Below are 23,583 nucleotides of genomic sequence, written 5' to 3'. Positions count from 1 at the left end.
TCCTTAGAGATTCCCGCCTGCCCATGCTCGTGCACGTCGACCATTGGGGATTCCCCTAAAGCTGATCCGCTGCGGCGACGGAGAGCGGCCGCGGGACCGAAACTAGGGCCACATCGCAACTTGTTGCCGTCCGGTCGTGCCGATCGCCTGTGCCGTGGCCGGCACGGGGCGGTGTCTTTTCATTCTCTGTGTGGGTGGGGGAGCGCAATATGGTCGAGTCCGAGCTCAGCGGAATGGTGAATCGGTTCGGTTCGGCTTCGGCGGATTCGGCCGATGGCATAGCCGTGATCGGCCTGGCGTGCCGACTGCCGGGGGCCGCCGACCCGGCCGCCTTCTGGCGGCTGCTCAGCGAGGGCGCGGACGCCGTCACCGACGTCCCTCCGGACCGGTGGGACGGGGCCGCGGTGGGTGACGCCGACCCGTCCGTACCCGGCAGGACCGACATCCGACGGGGCGGATTCCTCGACCGCATCGGCCACTTCGACGCCGGGTTCTTCGGAGTCTCCCCCAAGGAGGCCGCCGCCATGGACCCGCAGCAGCGGCTCGTGCTGGAGCTGACCTGGGAAGCGCTGGAGGACGCGCACGTGCGTGCCGGGACGCTGCGCTCCACCCGGACCGGGGTATTCGTCGGCGCCATCTGGGACGACTACGCGACCTTGCACCACCGCTCCGGGCTCACTGCCATCTCCCCGCACACCGTCACCGGCCTGCACCGCAGCATCATCGCCAACCGGGTCTCGTACTTCCTCGGGCTCAACGGCCCCAGCCTGACCGTGGACTCCGGCCAGTCCTCCTCCCTGGTCTCGGTCCACCTCGCCTGCGAGAGCCTCCGCGAGGGCGAATCGACGATCGCTCTCGCGGGCGGCGTGAACCTCAACATCGTCCCCGAGAGCACCATGGGCGCCGCCAAGTTCGGCGGCCTGTCCCCCGACGGCCGCTGCTTCACCTTCGACGCCCGCGCGAACGGCTACGTCCGCGGCGAGGGCGGCGGCATCGTCGTGCTCAAACCTCTCGCCCGGGCCGTCGCGGACGGCGATCACGTCTACTGCGTGATCCGCGGCAGCGCGGTCAACAACGACGGTGGCGGCGACGGGCTGACCGTGCCGCTGCAGGCGGGGCAGGAACAGGTGCTGCGTCTCGCCTACGAGCGGGCCGGGATCGACCCCGCCCACGTCGGCTACGTGGAGTTGCACGGCACCGGCACCAAGGTCGGCGACCCCGTCGAGGCAGCCGCGCTCGGCACGGTGCTCGGTGCGGGACGTGAGCCCGGCCGCCCACTGCGGGTCGGCTCGGCCAAGACCAATGTCGGCCACCTGGAGGGTGCCGCCGGCATCACCGGCCTGCTGAAGGCCGCCCTGTCGCTCAGCCACCGCGAACTGCCCGCCAGCCTCAACTTCGAGACGCCGAACCCGGCGATCCCCCTGAACCGGTTGAACCTGCGGGTGCAGACCGAGCACACGCCGTGGGAGGACCAGGAGGACCGCCCGCTGCTCGCCGGCGTCAGCTCGTTCGGCATGGGCGGCACCAACTGCCACGTCGTGCTGGCGGAACACCAGGCGACCGCGGCGGAGGAGGCGGGCGCGGCGGAGGAGGCGGAGGCGGAGGCGGGTACGAGCGCGGCGCCGACCCCCTGGCCGCTGTCCGCCAAGACCGCATCCGGGCTGCGCGCCCAGGCCGCCGCCCTGCTCGCACATGCCGAGGCGCACCCCGGTCTCGCCCTGCCCGACGTCGGCTGGTCGCTGGCCAACGGCCGTACCGCTTTCGAACACCGGGCCGTCGTCGTGGGCGAGGACCGCGACGACGTCCTGCGCGCCCTGCGCGAGCTGTCCACCGGCGGCATCGACGCCGCACTGACCACGGGCCGCACCGGCCCGCGCGGCGAGCTCGCCTTCCTCTTCTCGGGCCAGGGCAGCCAGCGAGCCGGCATGGGCCGCGAACTGGCCGAGGCCTTCCCTGCGTTCGCCACCGCGCTGGACGAGGTGTGCGCACACCTCGACCCCTTGCTGCCGCGACTGCTGCGCGAGGTCATGTTCGCGCCCGAAGGCACCGAGGAAGCGGCCGAACTCGACCGGACCCTCTACACGCAGACCTCGCTGTTCGCCGTCGAGGTCGCCCTGTTCCGGCTGCTGGAGAGCTGGGGCATCACCCCCGGCGTGCTGATGGGCCACTCCATCGGCGAACTCGCCGCCGCGCACGTGGCCGGCGTCCTCTCGCTCGCCGACGCCTGCACCCTCGTGGCCGCGCGCGGCCGCCTGATGCAGGCACTGCCCGCAGGCGGCGCCATGATCGCCGTCCAGGCAGCGGAGGACGAGGTCCGTGCCCGCATCGGCGGCCGCACGGACCGCGTGAGCATCGCCGCCCTGAACGGCCCGGACTCCGTCGTCGTCTCGGGCGACGAGGAGCTCGTCACCGAGATCGCCGACGCCTTCGCCGCCCTGGGCCGCAGGACCAGTCGGCTGCGGGTCAGCCACGCCTTCCACTCCCCGCACATGGAGCCCATGCTGGCGGAGTTCCGCGACGTGGCCGAGGGCCTGACCTTCCACACCCCGCGCATCCCGATCGTGTCCAACGTGACGGGCCGGCTGTCCGAGGATCCCTCGGGGTACGAAGGGTGCACGGCCGCGTACTGGGTCCGCCACGTGCGCGACGCGGTCCGCTTCGCCGACGGCGTCGCCCGCCTCGACGAGCAGGGCGTCCGCACGTACCTGGAGCTCGGCCCCGGCGGCGTGCTCACCTCCATGGCCCGCGCCGGCGCCGACAGCGAGTCCTTGCTCGTCCCCGCCCTGCGCGCCCGTCGCCCCGAGGCGCAGGCCCTGCTGACGGCGGTCGCCTCGCTGCACGTCCACGGCGTGGAGCCGGACTGGGACGCCCTGTTCGGCGGCGGGCGAGGCGTACGCCGCAAGGTCGCGCTCCCCACCTACGCGTTCGAACGGCAGCGGTACTGGCTGGACGGCGACACCACGCCGTCCGTCGCCACCGCCGGCCGGGCTCCTGCGGCTCCGCGGCCGGACGCCATCGCCCAGGCCGGCGGCGCGCCCCTCGGAGCCCTGGGCCGACGGCTGACCGGACTGCCCCGGTCCGAACGCGACGAGGCCGTGCTCGACCTCGTCCGCGCGCACATCGCCGCCGTCCTGGGCCACGCAGAAGCCCGCCAGGTCGAGACCGAGTGGACGTTCAAGGACCTCGGCTTCGACTCGCTCAGCTCGGTGGAACTGCGCGACCGGCTGGGCGAGGCCACCGGCCTGCGCCTGCCCAGCGGGCTGCTGTTCGACCACCCGACCCCCGCCGCGCTCGCCCGCCATCTCGCCGACCGGTCCCTGGGCGGCGAGGACACGGCGGCCTCCGCGCCCGCGCCGTCGGCCGACCCCGACGAGCCCATCGCCATCGTGTCCATGAGCTGCCGCCTGCCCGGCGGGGTGAGCTCCCCCGAGGACCTGTGGCGGCTGGTCGCCTCCGGCGGCGACGCCGTCTCCGGATTCCCGGCGGACCGCGGCTGGGACGTCGAAGCGCTCTACGACCCGGAGCCCGGCACGCTCGGCAAGTCCTCGACGCGGCACGGCGGTTTCCTGCACGAGGCGGCCGAGTTCGACGCCGGCTTCTTCGGCATCAGCCCCCGCGAGGCCGCCGCGATCGACCCGCAGCAGCGACTGGTCCTGGAGACCGCGTGGGAGGCCTTCGAGCGGGCCGGCATCGACCCGGCCACGTTACGCGGGAGCCGGGCGGGCGTGTTCATCGGTGCGACGGCACAGGACTACGGCCCCCGGCTGCACGAGCCGGTCGACGGCATCGAGGGCTACCTGCTGACCGGCACGACGACCAGCGTCGCCTCGGGCCGCGTGGCCTACTCGTTCGGCCTGGAGGGCCCGGCGGTCACGGTGGACACGGCGTGCTCGTCCTCGCTGGTGGCGCTGCACCTGGCCGTCCAGTCGCTGCGCCGCGGCGAGTGCACGATGGCCCTGGCCGGCGGGGTCACCGTGATGTCCACGCCCGGCATGTTCGTGGAGTTCAGCCGTCAGCGCGGCCTGTCGGCGGACGGCCGGTGCAAGGCGTTCGGCGCCGGGGCCGACGGTACGGGCTGGGCCGAGGGCGTCGGCATGCTGCTGGTGGAGCGGCTCAGCGACGCCCGGCGCAACGGCCACCGGGTACTGGCCGTCGTGCGGGGCAGTGCGGTCAACCAGGACGGCGCGTCGAACGGACTCACGGCGCCGAACGGCCCCTCCCAGCAGCGCGTCATCCGCCAGGCCCTGACGGCCGCCGGACTCGCGCCCGCGGACGTCGACGCCGTGGAGGCGCACGGTACGGGCACGCGGCTCGGCGACCCGATCGAGGCGGAAGCCCTCATCGCCGCCTACGGCCAGGGACGGGACGGCGACCGGCCGTTGTGGCTGGGCTCGCTGAAGTCGAACATCGGTCACGCGCAGGCCGCGGCGGGCGTGGCCGGTGTGATCAAGATGGTCATGGCGATGCGGCACGGCGTGCTGCCGCGGACCCTGCACGCGGACGAGCCGACGCCGCACGTGGACTGGTCGGCCGGTGACGTCCGGCTGCTGACCGAGGCCGTGGAGTGGCCTGAGACCGACGCGCCGCGGCGTGCCGCCGTGTCGTCCTTCGGCATCAGCGGCACCAACGCGCACGTCATCGTCGAGCAGGCCGCGACGAGCGAAGAGCCCGCCCGCGAGACGGCCGTTACGGGACCGGTCCCGTGGGCGCTGTCGGCGAAGAGCGACGCGGCACTGCGCGCCCAGGCCGGCCGGCTGCTGTCCTTCCTGGACGCCGAGGACGCCGAGGGTGTCGGGGGCGTGGGAGGCGCAGGGGTTCGGCCGGAGGACGTGGCGTTCTCGCTGGCGACGTCGCGTGCGGCGCTGGAGCGCCGTGCTGTGGTCGTGGGCGGGGATCTCGGCGAGTTCCGGCGGGGGTTGGAGGCGATTGTTTCCGGTGCTGCTCCGGTGGGTGGTGCCATCGGTGGCAAGGTCGGGTTCCTGTTCTCGGGTCAGGGTTCGCAGCGGGTCGGCATGGGGCGCGAACTCTACGACGCGTTCCCGGTGTTCGCCGCCGCGTACGACGAGATCCGTGCCCACCTCGATGTGACGCTCGACGTGGACGCGGAGGAGTTGAACCGGACGGGTTCGACGCAGCCCGCGCTCTTCGCGGTCGAGGTGGCGCTGTTCCGGCTTCTCGAATCGTGGGGCGTCCGGCCGGATTATGTGGCCGGTCATTCGGTGGGTGAGATCGCGGCGGCGCATGTGGCGGGTGTGTTGTCGCTCGCTGATGCGGCGAGGTTGGTGTCGGCGCGGGCCGCGTTGATGCAGGCCCTGCCCGTCGGTGGCGCCATGGTCGCGGTCCAAGCCACCGAGGACGAGGTGCTGCCGCACCTGACCGACGGCGTCGGCATCGCGGCGCTCAACGGACCTCAGTCCGTTGTGATTTCCGGTGCCGAGGATGCCGTGCTGGAGATCGCCGAGGTCTTCGTCCGACAGGGCCGTAAAACCTCCCGGTTGAAGGTCAGTCACGCGTTCCACTCGCCGCTGATGGAACCGATGCTGGAGGAGTTCGCGGAGGTCGTCAGTGGTCTGACGTTCAATGAGCCGCTGATTCCCGTCGTCTCGAACCTCACCGGCCGTCTGGCCGAGGCGTACACCCCCGAGTACTGGGTCCGGCACGTCCGCGAGGCGGTCCGCTTCGCCGACGGCATCGAGACCCTCGGCGATCTGGGCGTGACGACGTTCGTCGAGATCGGCCCCGGTGGCGTCCTCAGCGCCTTGGTCCAGGGTTGTTTCGACGACGGTACGGGCGTCGTCACCGTTCCCGTTCTGCGTGCCGACCGGCCCGAGCCGTACGCACTCGTCACCGCCGTCGGGCAGTTGCACATCCAGGGCGTCTCGCCCGACTGGCAGGCGCTCCTCCCCGGTGCCCGGCATGTCGACCTGCCCACGTACGCCTTCCAGCGCGAGCGCTACTGGCTCGACGCGCCTCGGGCGGTGACCGCCGGCGCCCCGGAGGCGATGGACGCCGAGTTCTGGGACTCCGTCGAAAGCGAGGACCGGGCGTCCCTCGGTGCGCTCCTGGGAGTAGAGCCCGACGAACTGGACGTGGTCGCACCCAAGTTGGCGGCCTGGCGCCGACAGCGGCGCGAGCAGTCCACCGCCGACGGCCGGCGCTACCGGATCACCTGGCAACCGCTCGGCGACATGGCCGGGGCCGCTCCGTCGGGGACCTGGCTCTACGCGGTCTCCGAGGAGACCGCGTGGACCGAGGCGATCCGTGCCGGGCTCATGGAACTCGGCGTTACGCTCGTACCGTTCGCCATGGGCGAGGACACCGACCGCGACGTGCTCGCCCGGGCCTTCGCCGACGCCGGGCACGAGCAGGCCGACGGCATCCTGTTCGCCGCGGCGCAGGGAGAAGCGGGGGCTGATGCCCTCCAGCGGCTCGTCCTGCTCGTCCAGGCCCTCGGCGACGCCGGGATCGAGGCCCCGCTGTGGTGCTTGACCAGCGGCGCGGTGTCGACCGGCCCGACGGACCCGCTGACCGACCCCGTCTCCGCCCGGCTCTGGGGCCTGGGCAGGGTCGTCGCGCTGGAGCAGCCGCAGCGCTGGGGCGGGCTCGTCGACCTGCCCGCCGAGCCCGACTCCCGCGCGCTGGAGCGACTGGCCGGCGTGCTGGGCCAGGCCGACGAGGACCAGCTCGCCGTACGCGCCTCCGGCGTTTCCGGCCGCCGTCTCGTGCGCGCCCCGCAGAGCACGGCACCTGTGGACGCACCCTGGTCGCCGCGCGGCACCGTGCTCGTGACCGGTGGTACGGGTGCGCTGGGCGGGCACGTGGCCCGCTGGCTCGCCGGTGCCGGTGCCGAACACCTGGTGCTCACCGGTCGCCGGGGACCCGACGCCCCGGGCGCCGCCGAACTCAAGGCGGAACTGGAGGAGTTGGGCGCCGAGGTCACCGTCGCCGCGTGCGATGCGGCCGACCGCGACGCGCTCGCCGAGTTGTTCGGCCGGCACACCGTGAACGCCGTGGTGCACACCGCGGGCGTACTCGACGACGGCCTGGTCGAATCGCTCACGCCCGAGCGCCTCGCCCACGTGCTGCGCCCCAAGGTGGACGCGGCGCTCCACCTGCACGAGCTGACCCGGGACCGCCAGGACCTCGACGCCTTCGTGCTCTTCTCCTCGATGACCGGCGTCTGGGGCAACGGCGGCCAGGGAGCCTACGGTGCCGCGAACGCCTTCCTCGACGCCCTCGCCGAGCAGCGCCGGGCGCAGGGCATGCCCGCACTGGCCGTCGCATGGGGATCCTGGGCGGACGGAGGCATGGCCGACGGCGCCGCCGGTGACCACCTGCGGCGGCGCGGCGTACGGGAGATCGCGGCCCTTTCCGCGATCTCCGTGCTGCACGATGCGCTGACCCACGGCGAGACCTCCGTGACCGTCGCGGACGTGGACTGGGACCGCTTCGTCCCGGCCTTCGCCGGTACGCGCCCCTGCCCGTTGCTGCACGGCGTGCCCGAGGCCCGCAAGGCCCTCGAAGCACGCGCCCGGGCGGCGCAGAGCGCCGAAGCACCCGCGTCCGCACTGGGCCGGCGCCTCCTCGGCGCCACGCCGGGGGAACAGGACCGCATCCTGCTGGACCTGGTCCGCGAGCAGGCCGCCACGGTGCTCGGCCACACGGGCAAGGGCGCCTTCGAAGCCGACCGGACGTTCCGCGAGACCGGCTTCGACTCGCTCACCGCCGTCGAACTGCGCCACAGGCTCACCACGGCCACCGGCCTCAAGCTGCCCACCACCCTGGTCTTCGACCACCCGACCCCCGCCGCCCTCGCCCGTCACCTGGGCGAGGAACTCCTCGGCCGGCACGGGTCGGCGGCGGACGCCGCGCAGGTGACGGCCGCCGCCGCGGCCGACGAGCCCCTCGCGATCGTCAGCATGAGCTGCCGCTTCCCCGGCGGCGTCGAGTCGCCGGAGGACCTGTGGGAGCTGCTGAGCTCCGGCCGGGACGCGATGTCCGGCTTCCCCACCGACCGCGGCTGGGACATCGACGCGCTCTACGACCCCGACCCCGACCGGCCCGGTAAGACGTACTCGCGCGAGGGCGGCTTCATCCAGGGCGCCGACCGCTTCGACGCCGGTCTCTTCGGTATCTCGCCGCGCGAGGCGCTGGCCATGGACCCGCAGCAGCGGCTGCTGCTGGAGACCGCGTGGGAGGCCTTCGAGCGGGCCGGCATCGCCCCCGCGTCCGTCCGCGCCGGCCGCACCGGTGTCTTCATCGGCACCAACGGCCAGGACTACGCCAACGGGCTGCGCAACGCGCCCGAGGAGATCGAGGGGTACGCGCTCACCGGCAAGGCGGCCTCGGTCGTCTCCGGACGCATCTCCTACACGTTCGGCCTGGAGGGCCCGGCGGTCACGGTGGACACGGCGTGCTCGTCGTCGCTGGTGGCCCTCCACCTCGCCGCGCAGGCGCTGCGGAGCGGCGAGTGCTCGATGGCCCTGGTCGGGGGCGTCACCGTCATGACCACGCCGGACCTGTTCGTGGAGTTCAGCCGGCAGCGGGGGCTGTCGCCCGACGGCCGGTGCAAGGCGTTCGCGGCCGGTGCCGACGGTACGGGCTGGGGCGAAGGCGTGGGCCTGCTGCTGGTGGAGCGGCTGTCCGACGCCCGTCGGAACGGGCATCAGGTGCTGGCGGTGGTCCGCGGCAGCGCGGTGAACCAGGACGGCGCGTCCAACGGTCTGACCGCGCCGAACGGTCCCTCGCAGCAGCGGGTGATCCGACAGGCGCTGGCGTCCGCCGGGCTCACGCCGGCCGACGTGGACGCCGTCGAGGCCCATGGCACGGGGACCAGGCTCGGCGACCCGATCGAGGCGCAGGCGCTCCTCGCCACGTACGGTCAGGAACACTCCGACGACCGGCCGCTGTGGCTGGGCTCGGTCAAGTCCAACATCGGCCACACACAGGCCGCCGCGGGCGTCGCCGGCGTGATCAAGATGGTTCTGGCGATGCGGCACGGCCTGCTGCCGCAGACGCTCCATGTGGACGAGCCGACCGCGCACGTCGACTGGTCGGCGGGCGCCGTGCGGCTGCTGACCGAGCCGGTGCAATGGCCCGGGACCGCCGGGCCCCGCCGGGCCGCGGTGTCGTCCTTCGGCATCGGTGGCACCAACGCCCACACCATCATCGAGGAGGCGCCCGCCGCGGCCGTGGCCGAGCAGGCCCGGGAACACCGTCCGGTGCCCGTGCCGTGGGTGCTGTCGGCAAAGAGCGAAGTGGCGCTGCGGGCCCAGGCGGAGCGTCTGCTGGCCGTCGCGACCGATGACGTGTCGCCCGTCGACGCCGGATTCTCGGCGGCGACGACGCGGTCGGCGCTGGAGCACCGGGCAGCGGTGATCGGCACCGACCCGGCCGAACTGCGGGCGGGTCTTGAGGCCCTCGCGGCAGGCGAACCGGCGGTGAACGTCGTCGCCGGGCGAGCTCGTTCGGCGGACAAGGTCGGATTCTTGTTCTCGGGGCAGGGTTCGCAGCGGCTGGGGATGGGGCGCGAGCTGTACGCGGCGTACCCGGTGTTCGCTGCGGCCTACGACGAGGTGTGCGCGCTTTTGGACGCGCCGGTCGATGTCGACTCGGAGGAGCTCGACCGGACGGGTTCGGCGCAGCCCGCGTTGTTCGCGGTCGAGGTGGCGTTGTTCCGGCTGCTGGAGTCGTGGGGTGTCCGGCCGGACTTCGTGGCCGGTCACTCGGTGGGTGAGATCGCGGCCGCTCATGTGGCGGGTGTGTTGTCGCTCGCGGACGCGGCGAGGCTGGTGTCGGCACGGGCTGCGCTGATGCAGGCGTTGCCCGCGGGCGGTGCGATGGTTGCCGTGCAGGCGGCCGAGGACGAGGTGCTGCCGCACCTGACCGACGGTCTGGGCATCGCGGCGATCAACGGGCCTCGGTCCGTCGTGGTCTCCGGTGTCGAGGACGCCGTGCTGGAGATCGCCGAGGTCTTCACCCGACAGGGCCGCAAGACCTCCCGGTTGAAGGTCAGCCACGCGTTCCATTCACCGCTGATGGAACCGATGCTGGAGGAGTTCGCCGAGGTCGTCGGCGGTCTGACGTTCAGTGAGCCGCGGATCCCGGTGGTCTCGAACCTCACCGGTCGGTCGGCCGAGTCGTACACCCCCGAGTACTGGGTGCGGCACGTCCGCGAGGCGGTGCGTTTCGCCGACGGTGTGCGGACCCTGCACGAGCTGGGTGTGACCACGTTCGTGGAGATCGGTCCCGGTGGTGTCCTCAGTGGCATGGCGCAGGGCTGCGTGGACGACATCGTCACCATCCCCGTACTCCGGGCCGACCGCCCCGAACCCCGGGCGCTCACCACCGCGTACGCCCAACTGCACGTCAGCGGCGCCGAAGTGGACTGGCACGCCTTCTTCCCCGGCGCCCGGCACGTCGACCTGCCCACGTACGCCTTCCAGCGCGAGCGCTACTGGCTCGACGCCCCCGCCTCCGCCGGTGACATGCGCGCGGTGGGGCAGGGCGAGGCCGGTCACCCGCTCCTCGGCGCCGCCGTGCCGCTGGCCGACGGCGACGGACACCTGCTCACCGGGCGGCTCTCGGCGCATACGCACCCGTGGCTGATGGACCACGCCGTCAGCGGAGTCGCGCTCCTGCCGGGAACCGCGTTCGTCGAGCTGGCGATCACCGCTGCCGACGCCGTGGGCTGCGACCTGCTGGAAGAGCTGACGCTGGAGGCACCGCTGCTCGTGCCCGAGCGCGGCGGCGTCGCCCTGCAGGTGCGCGTCGGCGCCGACGACGGCTCGGGCCGCCGACCGCTGACCGTGCACTCGCGGATCGACGGCGAGGACGCGTACGCCCACGAGGACGTCTCCGGGCGGGCATGGGTCCGGCACGCCTCCGGCTCGCTGGCCGTCGCCGCAGGAGGGCCCATGGACGGCTCGCTCGCCGCGTGGCCGCCCGTGGGCGCGGAGCCGGTCGACGTCGACGGGTTCTACGACCGCCTCGCCGGCATGGCGCTCGACTACGGCCCCGTCTTCCAGGGGCTGCGCGCCGCGTGGCGGAGCGGGGACGACTTCTTCGCCGAGGCGGAGCTGCCGGGCGCGGAGCGGAGGGACGCGGGCGCGTACGGCCTGCACCCCGCGCTGTTCGACGCCGCCCTGCACACCGTCTGGCTGGGCGCGGTCGAGCCCGAGGCCGGGACGGGGAACGGGCTGCTGCCGTTCGCCTGGAGCGGCGTGCGCCTGGCGGCTGCCGGAGCCTCCGGCCTGCGGGTGAAGGTCTCGCGGGTCGGCACCGGCACCTCCACGGTGTCGCTGATGCTGGCCGACGGCACCGGTGAGCCGATCGCGCAGGTCGACACGCTGACGCTGCGCCCGGTGCCCGCCGACCAGTTGCGCGCCGGTTCCGGCCACGACGACGCGGTCTTCGGCCTGGAGTGGACACCGGTCGGCCTGCCGTCCGCGCCGGACGGCATGAGGATCGAGACGTACGAGGACCTCGCCGCTCTTCGGGCCGCCGACTCGCCGGCGGGCACCGATGCCGGAGCCGGAGCCGGAGCCGATGCCGATGCCGTGGTCGTGCCCTGTCCGACCGGGGCCGACGCGGACCTCGCCACACGGGTCCGTGAGGTCACCCACGCAGTGCTGGAGCTGATGCAGTGGTGGCTGGCCGAGGAACGCCCGGCGCGCCTGGTGCTGGTGACGCGTACGGGAGACCTCGCCCAGTCGGCGGTCCGCGGGCTGGTGCGCTCGGTGCAGACCGAGAACCCCGACCGCATCGTGCTGGTGGAGACCTCCAGCGATGCCGATGCCGCTGCCGACGTCGGCAGTGGTGTTGACGGCGCCGGTCTTGCCCGGGTGCTGCCCGCCCTGATCGCGTCGGGTGAGCCGCAGGCCGCGGTGCACGCGGACGACGAGGTCCGGGTGCCGAGGCTGGTCCGCGTCGCCGCGCCGGACGCGGATCCGGAGCTTGCCGGTCTCGGTTCCGGCACCGTCCTGCTGACCGGAGCGTCGGGCGGGCTGGGCGGGCTGTTCGCCCGGCACCTGGTCGCCGAGCACGGCGTCCGCAGTCTGCTGCTGGTCAGCCGCCGCGGCGGGGACGCACCCGGCGCGGCCGAGCTCGCCGCCGAGCTGACCGCCCAGGGCGCCGACGTCACCTGGGCCGCGTGTGACGTGGCCGACCGCGACGCCGTCCGTGCACTCCTGACCGGGCCCGGGCAGAGCCTGTCCGCGATCATTCACACCGCCGGTGTCCTCGACGACGGAATCATCGGCTCGCTGACCCCCGAGCGGCTGGACGCCGTGTTCCGACCGAAGGTGGACGCGGCGCTGAACCTGCACGACCTGGCGGGTGAGCTGTCCGGCGACCTGTCCGCGTTCGTGCTCTTCTCCTCGGTGGCGGGCACCCTCGGCACGCCGGGCCAGGGGAACTACGCCGCCGCCAACACCTTCCTCGACGCCCTCGCCGAGCACCGCCGTGCCGCGGGCCTGAGGGCCACGTCGCTGGCCTGGGGCCTGTGGGCGCAGGACAGCGAGAGCGCCATGACCGGCGGCCTCGACCACACCGATCTCACGCGCATCAAGCGCATGGGCCTCGCCGCGATCCCGTCGGCGGACGGCCTGCGGATGTTCGACACGGCACTGGCCACCGATCGGGCAGCGGTCGCCCCGATCCGGCTCGACACGTCCGCCTTCCGCGACGGACAGGGGCAGCCCGTGCCGCCGGTCCTGCGCGGACTGGTACGGGTCGCGCCGGTGCGGCGCGCGGCAGCGGCGGCGAAGGCGGCATCGTCCTCCCTCGGCCGGCGGCTGGCCGGGCTGCCGGAGGCCGAGCGCGAGCAGGTGGTGCTGGACCTGGTGCGTACCGAGGTCGCTGCCGTGCTCGGGCACGCCGGGACCCGGTCGGTCGGAGCGGACGACTCGTTCAAGGACATCGGGTTCGACTCGCTGACCGCCGTCGAACTGCGCAACCGGCTCAACTCGGCCGTCGGCATGCGCCTGCCCGCCACCCTGGTCTTCGACCACCCGAACCCGCTTGCCCTCGCCCGCTTCCTCACCACCGAAGCCGCAGGCTCCGGCGCGGCGGCGGCAGCCGTGCCGGCGGCCCTCTCCCCGGCCACCGGAACGGCGGACGAGCCCATCGCGATCGTGGGCATGGCCTGCCGCTATCCCGGCGGCGTGCAGTCGCCCGAAGACCTGTGGCAGCTGGTGTTCTCCGGCCGCGACGCCGTGTCGGGCTTCCCCGAGGACCGCGGCTGGGACGTGGAGAACCTCTACGACCCGGACCCCGACCAGTGGGGCACCAGCTACACCCGGGAGGGCGGCTTCCTCCACGACGCGGCGGACTTCGACGCCGAGTTCTTCGGGATCTCGCCGCGTGAGGCGCTGGCGATGGATCCGCAGCAGCGGTTGCTGCTGGAGACGTCGTGGGAGGCGTTCGAGCGGGCCGGGATCGACCCGGTGACGGTGCGGGGCAGCAGGACCGGTGTCTTCGCCGGCGTGATGTACCACGACTACGGCGGGCGCGTGCACACCTCGCCGGCAGGACTGGAGGGCTACCTCGTCAACGGCAGTGCGGGCAGCGTGGCTTCGGGGCGCGTTTCGTACACGTTCGGGCTGGAGGGCCCGGCGGTCACGGTGGACACGGCGTGTTCGTCCTCGCTGGTGGCGCTGCACCTGGCGACCCAGTCGCTGCGCAGCGGCGAGTGCTCGATGGCCCTCGTCGGCGGCGTCACGGTGATGGCAGGCCCGTCCGTGTTCGTGGAGTTCAGCCGTCAGCGCGGTCTGTCGGCGGACGGCCGGTGCAAGGCATTCGCGGCCGGGGCGGACGGTACCGGGTGGGCCGAGGGCGCGGGCATGTTGCTGGTGGAGCGGTTGTCGGATGCCCGTCGCAACGGGCACCGGGTGTTGGCGGTGGTTCGCGGTACGGCGGTGAACCAGGACGGTGCGTCGAACGGTCTGACGGCGCCGAACGGTCCGGCGCAGCAGCGGGTGATCCGGCAGGCGCTGGCGAACGCCGGTGTGTCCTCGGATCAGGTCGACGTGGTGGAGGCGCACGGTACGGGTACGAGGCTGGGCGATCCGATCGAGGCGCAGGCGCTGCTCGCCACGTACGGCCAGGAGCGGCCGGAGGAGCGGCCGTTGTGGCTGGGTTCGCTGAAGTCGAACATCGGTCATGCGCAGGCCGCTGCGGGCGTCGGCGGCATCATCAAGATGGTCATGGCGATGCGGCACGGTGTGCTGCCGCGGACCCTGCATGTGGATGAGCCGACGCCGCACGTGGACTGGTCGGCCGGTGACGTCCGGCTGCTGACCGGGGCCATCGACTGGCCTGAGACCGATCGCCCGCGCCGTGCCGCCGTGTCGTCCTTCGGCGTGAGCGGCACCAATGCCCACGTGATCGTCGAACAGGCGCCTGGCGTGGCGGAGGAGTCCTCTGCTTCGACCCAGACCCCGACCCCGACTTCGGCTTCGGGCGCGGTCGTGCCATGGGTGCTGTCGGCGAGGAGCGATGCGGCGCTGCGGGAGCAGGCGGGCCGCTTGCTGTCCTTCCTGGACACCGGGGACGCCGAGGGTGTCGGGGGCGTGGGAGGCGCAGGGGTTCGGGCGGAGGACGTGGCGTTCTCGCTGGCGACGTCGCGTGCGGCGCTGGAGCGCCGTGCTGTGGTCGTGGGGGAGGAGCTTGCGGAGCTCCGGCAGGGGCTGGAGGCGCTTGTGTCCGGGGCCGCTCCGGTGGGCGGTGGCACCAGCGGCAAGACCGGGTTCTTGTTCTCGGGTCAGGGCTCGCAGCGGGTCGGCATGGGCCGCGAACTCTACGACGCGTTCCCGGTGTTCGCCACGGCGTACGACGAGGTGTGCGCGCATCTGGATGCGCCGGTCGATGTCGACTCGGAGGAGTTGAACCGGACGGGTTCGGCGCAGCCGGCGTTGTTCGCGGTCGAGGTGGCGCTGTTCCGGTTGCTGGAGTCGTGGGGCATCCGGCCGGATTATGTGGCGGGTCATTCGGTGGGTGAGATCGCGGCCGCTCATGTGGCGGGTGTGTTGTCGCTCGCGGATGCGGCGAGGCTGGTGTCGGCGCGGGCCGCGTTGATGCAGGCCCTGCCCGCCGGTGGCGCGATGGTGGCGGTCCAGGCGACCGAGGACGAGGTGCTGCCGCACTTGACCGGCGGCGTCGGCATCGCGGCGCTCAACGGGCCGCGGTCCGTGGTCGTTTCGGGTGCCGAGGGCGCGGTCACGGCGATCGCCGAGGTGTTCCGGGAGCAGGGTCGTAGGACGTCCCGCCTGAAGGTCAGTCACGCGTTCCACTCGCCGCTGATGGACCCGATGCTGGAGGAGTTCGCGGAGATCGTTCGCGGTCTGGTCTTCGGCGAGCCGAGGATTCCCGTCGTCTCGAACCTCACCGGCCGTCTGGCCGAGCCGTACACCCCCGAGTACTGGGTCCGACACGTCCGTGAGGCGGTGCGCTTCGCCGACGGTGTCCGGACTCTCCACGAGCTGGGCGTGACGACGTTCGTGGAGATCGGTCCGGGCGGTGTGCTGAGTGGCCTCGCCCAGGGCTGCCTCGACGACGACGCGGACATCGTCACCGTCCCCGCCCTGCGCGCCGACCGCCCCGAGCGGTATGCGATCACTGCCGCGATCGGGCAGTTGCACGTCCAGGGCGTCTCGCCCGACTGGCAGGCGCTCTTCCCGGGTACCCGCCGCGTCGACCTGCCGACCTACGCCTTCCAGCGCGAGCGCTACTGGCTCGACGTTCCCCAGGCGCCCGGTGACGTCCGGGCCGCAGGCCTGGGAGCGGCGGACCATCCGCTCCTCGGTGCCGCGATTGCGACGGCCGACAGCGACGGGGTCCTGCTCACCGGACTGCTTTCCCTCGAAACCCACCCCTGGCTCGCCGACCACGCCGTGAACGGGACCGTTCTGCTGCCCGGCACCGCGTTCGTCGAGTTGGCGATCCGGGCGGGCGACGAGACGGGGTGCGGATCGATCGAAGACCTCACCCTTGAACTTCCCCTGGTGGTGCCCGAGCGCGGTGGCGTCACCCTTCAGGTGGCCGTCGGCTCGGAGGACGAGTCCGGCCGACGGCAGCTGAGCGTGCACTCGCGTGTCGCCGACGGTTCATGGCTGCGGCACGCGACGGGTGTGCTGTCCTCGGCAGAGGCACCGTACGCCGCGGACCTCGGCGCGTGGCCGCCGGCGGGCGCGGAGGCCGTCGACCTGACGGCGTTCTACGAGGGCATGGCTGCTGCGGGCCTGGACTACGGTCCGGTCTTCCAGGGCCTGCGCTCGGTGTGGCGCGACGGGGACGACGTCTTCGCCGAGGTAGAGCTGCCGGACGAGTCGGCGGCCGAGGCGGCGGAGTTCGCCCTGCACCCGGCGCTGCTGGACGCCGCCCTGCACGCGCTGGCCGCCGGTGGGCTGGTGTCGCTGGACGAGGGCCCGGTCCTGCCGTTCGCGTGGTCCGGCGTCGTCGTGCGGGCTGCCGGTGCGGCGATGGTGCGGGTGAAACTGTCGCGGACGGCCACCGGTTCGGTGACGCTGACCGTGGCCGACGGCACCGGTGACCCGGTGGCCTCGGTCGAGTCGCTGTCGTTGCGGGCCGTCTCGGCGGAGCAATTGCGCGGTGCCGGTGGCGGCGATCAACTGTTCGCGCTGGAGTGGACGCCGTTCACCCTTTCCTCCGCCACCGACACGCTGGTGATCGAGACTGTCGCGGACTTCGACGCACTGCGGGAGTCGGAAGGGACACCGGACGTCGTCGTCGTTCCGTGCCGGGCGGGGTCGGGTGCGGAGACCGCCGACCGGGTGCACGGCATCGCGAGTGAGGTTCTCGCGTTGCTGCAGTGGTGGTTGGCGGAGGAGCGTTCTGGGCGTCTGGCGTTGGTGACGCGTCGGGGTGATCTGGCTCATGCCGCGGTGTGGGGGCTGGTGCGGTCCGCGCAGTCGGAGAATCCGGACCGGATCGTGCTGGTGGAGGCCGAGGAGACCGATGAGGCGGTCGGTGTGCTGCCTGCCGCGCTGGCTTCCGGTGAGCCGCAGTTCGCGGTCCGGGACGGGGAGGTGTTCGTACCGCGCCTGGTGAAGGCCGCCGGGACCGCCACCGGCACGCCGGACCTCGGCTCCGGCACCGTCCTGCTGACCGGAGCGTCCGGTGCGCTGGGCGCGCTCGTCGCCCGGCACCTGGTCGCCGAACACGCAGTACGCAGCCTGCTGCTGGTCAGCCGACGCGGCGCGGAGGCCCCCGGCGCGGCCGAACTGGAGGCCGAACTGGCCGCGTCGGGCGCCGAGGTGCGCTGGGCGGCCTGCGACGTGGCCGACCGGGACGCCCTCGCCGAGGTGCTGTCCGGCACACCGGTCACGGCCGTGGTGCACACGGCCGGCGTCCTCGACGACGGCGTGATCGCCGCGCTCACCCCGGAGCGCATGGAGAAGGTGCTGCGCCCGAAGGTCGACGCCGTGCTCAACCTCCATGAGCTGACGAGCGACCTGTCGGCGTTCGTCGTCTTCTCCTCGGTGTCCGGAATCCTGGGCAGCGCGGGACAGGGCAACTACGCGGCGGCGAACACCTTCCTCGACGCCTTCGCCGAAGCCCGCCGCGCCCGGGGGCTTCCCGCCACGTCGCTGGCGTGGGGCCTGTGGGAGCAGGGCAGCGGCATGGCCGACCGCCTCGACCAGGCGGACCTCGCCCGGCTCAAGCGGGTGGGCCTGGCCCCGATGGACGTCGGTGAAGGACTGCGACTGTTCGACGCGGCCCTGGCCCTGGGCCGGGCCGCCGTCGCCCCGCTCCGGCTGGACCTGGGCGGCCTGCAGGGCACGGTGCCGCCGGTCCTGCGCGGACTGGTGCGGGTCGCGCCGGTGCGGCGCACGGCGCGGACCGCGCCGAAGGGATCGCTGGCTCAGCGGCTGGCCGGGCTGCCGGAGGCCGAGCGCGAACAGGTGGTGCTGGACCTGGTGCGTACCGAGGTGGCCGCCGTACTCGGCCATGCCTCGGCCCGGAACGTCCAGCCGGAACACGCCTTCCAGGACGCCGGTTTCGACTCGCTCACCTCGGTGGAACTGCGCAACCGGCTGAACACGGCGACCGGGCTGCGGCTCCCCGCGACCATGGTCTTCGACCACCCCACGCCCGTCGCGCTCTCCCACTTCCTGCTGGCCGAGTCACTGGGCGTCCAGGAGCAGTTCGATGCCGCGGTCGCCGCGGTGACCGCGACGGACGAGCCGATCGCGATCGTGGGCATGGCCTGCCGGTTCCCCGGTGACGTGCGGTCGCCCGAAGACCTGTGGCGCCTCGTCGCCTCCGGCGGCGACGCGATCTCGGGATTCCCCGAGGACCGCGGCTGGGACGTCGAGAACCTCTACGACCCGGACCCCGACCGCTCCGGCAGGTCCTACGTGCGCCACGGCGGCTTCCTCCACGAGGCTGCCGAGTTCGACCCGGCCTTCTTCGGGATCTCGCCGCGTGAGGCGCTGGCGATGGATCCGCAGCAGCGGTTGCTGCTGGAGACGTCGTGGGAGGCGTTCGAGCGGGCCGGGATCGACCCGGCGACGGTGCGGGGCAGCAGGACCGGTGTCTTCGCCGGCGTGATGTACCACGACTACGGCGGGCGCGTGACAACGGCTCCGGAGGGCATGGACGCCTACCTGGGCAGCGGCAGTGCGGGCAGCGTGGCTTCGGGGCGCGTTTCGTACACGTTCGGGCTGGAGGGCCCGGCGGTCACGGTGGACACGGCGTGTTCGTCCTCGCTGGTGGCGCTGCACCTGGCGACCCAGTCGCTGCGCAGCGGCGAGTGCTCGATGGCCCTCGTCGGCGGCGTCACCGTCATGGCGACTCCCTCGACGTTCGTGGAGTTCAGCCGTCAGCGCGGTCTGTCGGCGGACGGCCGGTGCAAGGCATTCGCGGCCGGGGCGGACGGTACCGGGTGGGCCGAGGGCGCGGGCATGTTGCTGGTGGAGCGGTTGTCGGATGCCCGTCGCAACGGGCACCGGGTGTTGGCGGTGGTTCGCGGTACGGCGGTGAACCAGGACGGTGCGTCGAACGGTCTGACGGCTCCGAACGGTCCGGCGCAGCAGCGGGTGATCCGGCAGGCGCTGGCCAATGCGGCCCTGTCCTCGGATCAGGTCGACGCGGTGGAGGCGCACGGTACGGGTACGAGGCTGGGTGACCCGATCGAGGCGCAGGCGCTGCTCGCCACGTACGGTCAGGAGCGGCCGGAGGAGCGGCCGTTGTGGCTGGGTTCGCTGAAGTCGAACATCGGTCATGCGCAGGCCGCTGCGGGTGTCGGCGGTGTGATCAAGATGGTCATGGCGATGCGGCACGGCATCCTGCCGCGGACCCTGCACGTGGACGAGCCGACGCCGCACGTGGACTGGTCGGCCGGTGACGTCCGGCTGCTGACCGAGGCCATCGACTGGCCTGAGACCGATCGCCCACGCCGTGCCGCCGTGTCGTCCTTCGGCATCAGCGGCACCAATGCCCACGTGATCGTCGAACAGGCCCCCGAATCCGTGGAGTTGTCGCCCGAGCCCGACAACGGCGTGGTCGTACCGTGGGTGCTGTCGGGCAGGACGGAGGCGGCGCTGCGGGCACAGGCGGAGCGTCTGCTGTCCCTGGCGACGGCCACGACCACGGGCACGGACCTGCGGCCGGCCGACATCGGGTTCTCGCTCGCCACCACCCGCTCGGCCTTGGAGCACCGGGCCGTTGTGGTGGGGGAGAACCGGGACGAACTCCTTGACGGACTCGGCGCGTTGGCCGCGGGGGCACCGTCCGCCCGGGTCGTCCTGGGTGAACCGGGCACCAGCGGCAAGGTGGGGTTCTTGTTCTCGGGTCAGGGTTCCCAGCGGATCGGCATGGGGCGTGAACTGTACGCGGCGTACCCGGTGTTCGCGGCAGCCTACGACGAGGTGTGCGCACTCTTGGATGCGCCCGTCGATGTCGACTCGGAGGAGTTGAACCGGACGGGTTCGACGCAGCCCGCGCTCTTCGCGGTCGAGGTGGCCCTGTTCCGGCTTCTCGAATCGTGGGGCATCCGTCCGGACTACGTGGCCGGTCATTCGGTGGGTGAGATCGCTGCCGCGCATGTGGCGGGTGTGTTGTCGCTCGCGGATGCGGCGAGGCTGGTGTCGGCGCGGGCCGCGTTGATGCAGGCGTTGCCCGCGGGTGGGGCGATGGTGGCGGTCCAGGCGACCGAGGACGAGGTGCTGCCGTACCTGACCGACGGCATCGGCATCGCGGCGGTCAACGGCCCACGGTCGGTCGTTGTCTCCGGGGTCGAGGACGTGGTCGTCGCTATCGGCGAGGCCTTCCGGGAGCAGGGTCGTAAGACGTCCCGCCTGAAGGTCAGTCACGCCTTCCATTCGCCGCTGATGGATCCGATGCTGGACGAGTTCGAGCAGATCGCGAGCGATCTGACCTTCGACGAGCCGCGGATTCCCGTCGTCTCGAACCTCACCGGCCGGCCGGCCGAGGCGTACACCCCCGAGTACTGGGTCCGGCACGTCCGTGAGGCGGTCCGCTTCGCCGACGGCGTCCGGACCCTGCACGAGCTGGGCGTGACGACCTTCGTGGAGATCGGCCCCGGAGGCGTTCTCAGCGCCCTCGCCCAGGGCTGCCTCGACGGCTCGGACATCGTCACCGTCCCCGTCGTACGGACCGACCGCCCCGAGCCGCAGGCCGTCGTCACCGCGCTCGCCGAACTGCACGCCCATGGCGTCTCCCCGGACTGGCAGGCGCTCTTCCCCGGCGCCCGGCGCGTCGACCTGCCCACCTACGCCTTCCAGTACGAGCGCTACTGGCTGGATGCGCCCGAGGAGTTCACCGGCAGCGCCGCCGCCACCGGACTCGGACTGGGAGCGGCGGAGCACCCGTTGGCCGGTGCGGTGGTCGCGCTGCCCGGTGCCGGCGGGTTCCTGGTCACCGGGCGGCTCTCGCTCAGGACGCACCCCTGGCTCGCCGACCACACGGTCATGGACAGAGTGCTCCTGCCGGGGACCGCGCTCGTGGAACTGGCGGTGCGTGCGGGCGACGAGGCCGGTTGCGCGCAGGTCGAGGACCTGACACTGGAAGCACCGCTGGTCGTCCCGGAGCACGGCGGTGTGGCCGTGCAGGTGTGGGTCGGGGCCGAGGAGGAGCCGGGCAGGCGCGCGTTGAGCGTGCACTCGCGACGGGAGGACGCCCCGGACGACGCGCCGTGGGTGCGGCATGCGGTCGGCTTTCTGACGGATGCGCTGCCCGAGCCGCCGCACGGCGCGGACCTCGGCGCGTGGCCGCCGGCGGGCGCCGAGGCCGTCGACCTGACCGGGTTCTACGAGGGCCTGGACGGACTCGGCCTGGGCTACGGCCCGGTCTTCCGGGGCCTGCGGTCGGTGTGGCGCAGCGGGAACGACGTTCTCGCCGAGGTAGCCCTCCCCGAGGGCACGGAGGCGGGCGCGTTCGCCGTTCATCCGGCGCTGCTGGACGCGGCGCTCCACGCGATCGGCGCGGGCGGGCTCGGCCCCGTCGCCGACGGGCCGCTGCTGCCCTTCGCCTGGTCCGAAGTGGGTGTGCGTGCCGCGGGGGCGACGGCGCTGCGGGTCAAGCTCTCTCGCACGGGCACGGGCACGGGCACGGGCACGGGCACGGGCACGGGCACGGGCACGGACGCGGTGTCGCTGACCGTGGCCGACGCCTCGGGTGGTCCGGTGGCCACGGTCGGCTCACTGTCGCTGCGGCCGGTGTCGCGCGAGCAACTGCTCGTGGCGGCCGGCTCCGACAGGCGTGCCGAAGACTCGCTGTTCGGCCTCGCATGGCAGCCCGCGGCCCTCACCGGGGTCGACGCCGCCGCCGGCCTCGACGTACGGAGCTACGCGGACCTGGCCGCTCTGTCCGCCGAGCCGGCCCTTCCCGACGTCGCGGTGGTCACGGTCGTTCCGTGCCGGGCGGGGTCGGGTGCGGAGACCGCCGACCGGGTGCACGGCATCGCGAGTGAGGTTCTGGCGCTGGTGCAGTGGTGGTTGGCGGAGGAGCGTTCTGGGCGTCTGGCGTTGGTGACGCGTCGGGGTGATCTGGCTCATGCCGCGGTGTGGGGGCTGGTGCGGTCCGCGCAGTCGGAGAATCCGGACCGGATCGTGCTGGTGGAGGCCGAGGAGACCGATGAGGCGGTCGGTGTGCTGCCTGCCGCGCTGGCTTCCGGTGAGCCGCAGTTCGCGGTCCGGGACGGGGAGGTGTTCGTACCGCGCCTGGTGAAGGCCACCGGGACCGCCACCGCCACCGCCGCCGACCGGCCGGGCCTCGCCGGCGGCACCGTCCTCGTGACCGGTGCGTCCGGTGCGCTGGGCGCGCTCGTCGCCCGGCACCTGGTGTCCGAGCACAAGGTGCGCCGGCTCCTGCTGGCGAGCCGCCGGGGCGGGGACGCGCCCGGCGCGGCCGAGCTGGAGGCCGAACTGGTCGCATGGGGCGCCGAGGTCACCTGGGCGGCCTGCGACGTGGCGGACAGGGAGGCCGTCTCCGACATGCTGGACGGGCTCGGCGAGCATGCGCTGTCGGCCGTCGTGCACACCGCGGGTGTGCTCGACGACGGGGTCGTCGCCTCGGTCACACCGGAGAGGATGAAGGAGGTCTTCCGTCCCAAGGTGGACGCCGTGCTGAACCTGCACGAGTGCACCCGGGACATGGGGCTGACCGCCTTCGTGGTGTTCTCGTCCGTCGCCGGCATGGTCGGCAGCGCCGGTCAGGCGAGCTACGCGGCGGCGAATTCCTTCCTCGACGCCTTCTCGGCACACCGGCGCCGCGAGGGGCTGCCCGCCACATCGCTGGCATGGGGTGTGTGGGAACAGCCCGGTGCGATGACGGACAGCCTCGCCGAGACCGACCGGGCGCGGATGGCGCGCAGCGGCGTGCTGCCGCTGCCGCCGGAGGAGGGGATGCGGCTGTTCGACGCGGCACTGGCTTCGGACGAGGCGGTACTCGCCCCGGCCCGCATCGACACCGGCGCGCTGCGCGCCGGTGAGGCACCGCCGGTGCTGCGCGCCCTCGTGCCGGCCGCGGCCGCCCGGAGGACCGCCCGGGCCGCCGCTCCCTCCGCCTCCTCACTGGCCGAGCGCCTGGAGGGACTGCCGGAGGCCGAGCGGGAAAAGACCGTGCTGGACCTTGTCCGGGCCGGGACGGCCGCGGTCCTGGGGCACGCGTCGGACCGTACGGTCCGGCCGGAACACGCCTTCCAGGACCTGGGCTTCGACTCCCTCACGGCCGTCGAACTGCGCAACCGGCTGAACAAGGCCACCGGGCTGCGGCTCCCCGCGACGCTGGTCTTCGACTATCCGACACCCGCTCTTCTGGCCCGTCACGTACTCACGGAGACGGCGGGGGCCGCCGAACCAGCCCTAGTGGATTCCCTACTTGCCGACTTGGACAGAGTCGAACAAGAATTGGTCACGAAGTTGGCGGCGAGTGAAGCTCGCGACCTGATCCTGTCAAAGCTCCGGACCGTATTGGCGATTGCCGGTGAATCCGGCAAGGCGCCGGTCCAGGAAGACCCTGGTGCGGGCGGCAGTGATCTGGAATCGGCCACCGACGACGAGGTATTCGATCTGCTCGGCAAGGAATTCGGGATTTCCTGAC

The 23,583-nt window shown here is 73.0% G+C and carries 1 protein-coding gene; it reads left to right on the top strand.

Annotated elements, in window-relative coordinates:
- Positions 1-209 precede the first annotated feature (209 nt).
- A complete protein-coding gene (locus ACH4S8_RS08995) occupies positions 210-23,582 on the top strand; it encodes a type I polyketide synthase (RefSeq protein WP_398392357.1) in 23,373 nt (7,790 codons plus the stop codon).
- The last annotated feature ends 1 nt before the right edge of the window (position 23,583 follow it).

The organism is Streptomyces sp. NPDC021080, assembly GCF_044333225.1.
In the GTDB taxonomy this organism is placed as follows: Bacteria; Actinomycetota; Actinomycetes; order Streptomycetales; family Streptomycetaceae; genus Streptomyces.
Note: the sequence above shows the minus strand (reverse complement) of the source record. Positions and strands in the feature narration are given on the sequence as shown.

Excerpts from the sequence above, each read along its gene's own strand:
- ACH4S8_RS08995 (WP_398392357.1), top strand. The coding sequence starts at position 210 with ATGGTCGAGTCCGAGCTCAGCGGAATGGTGAATCGGTTCGGTTCGGCT.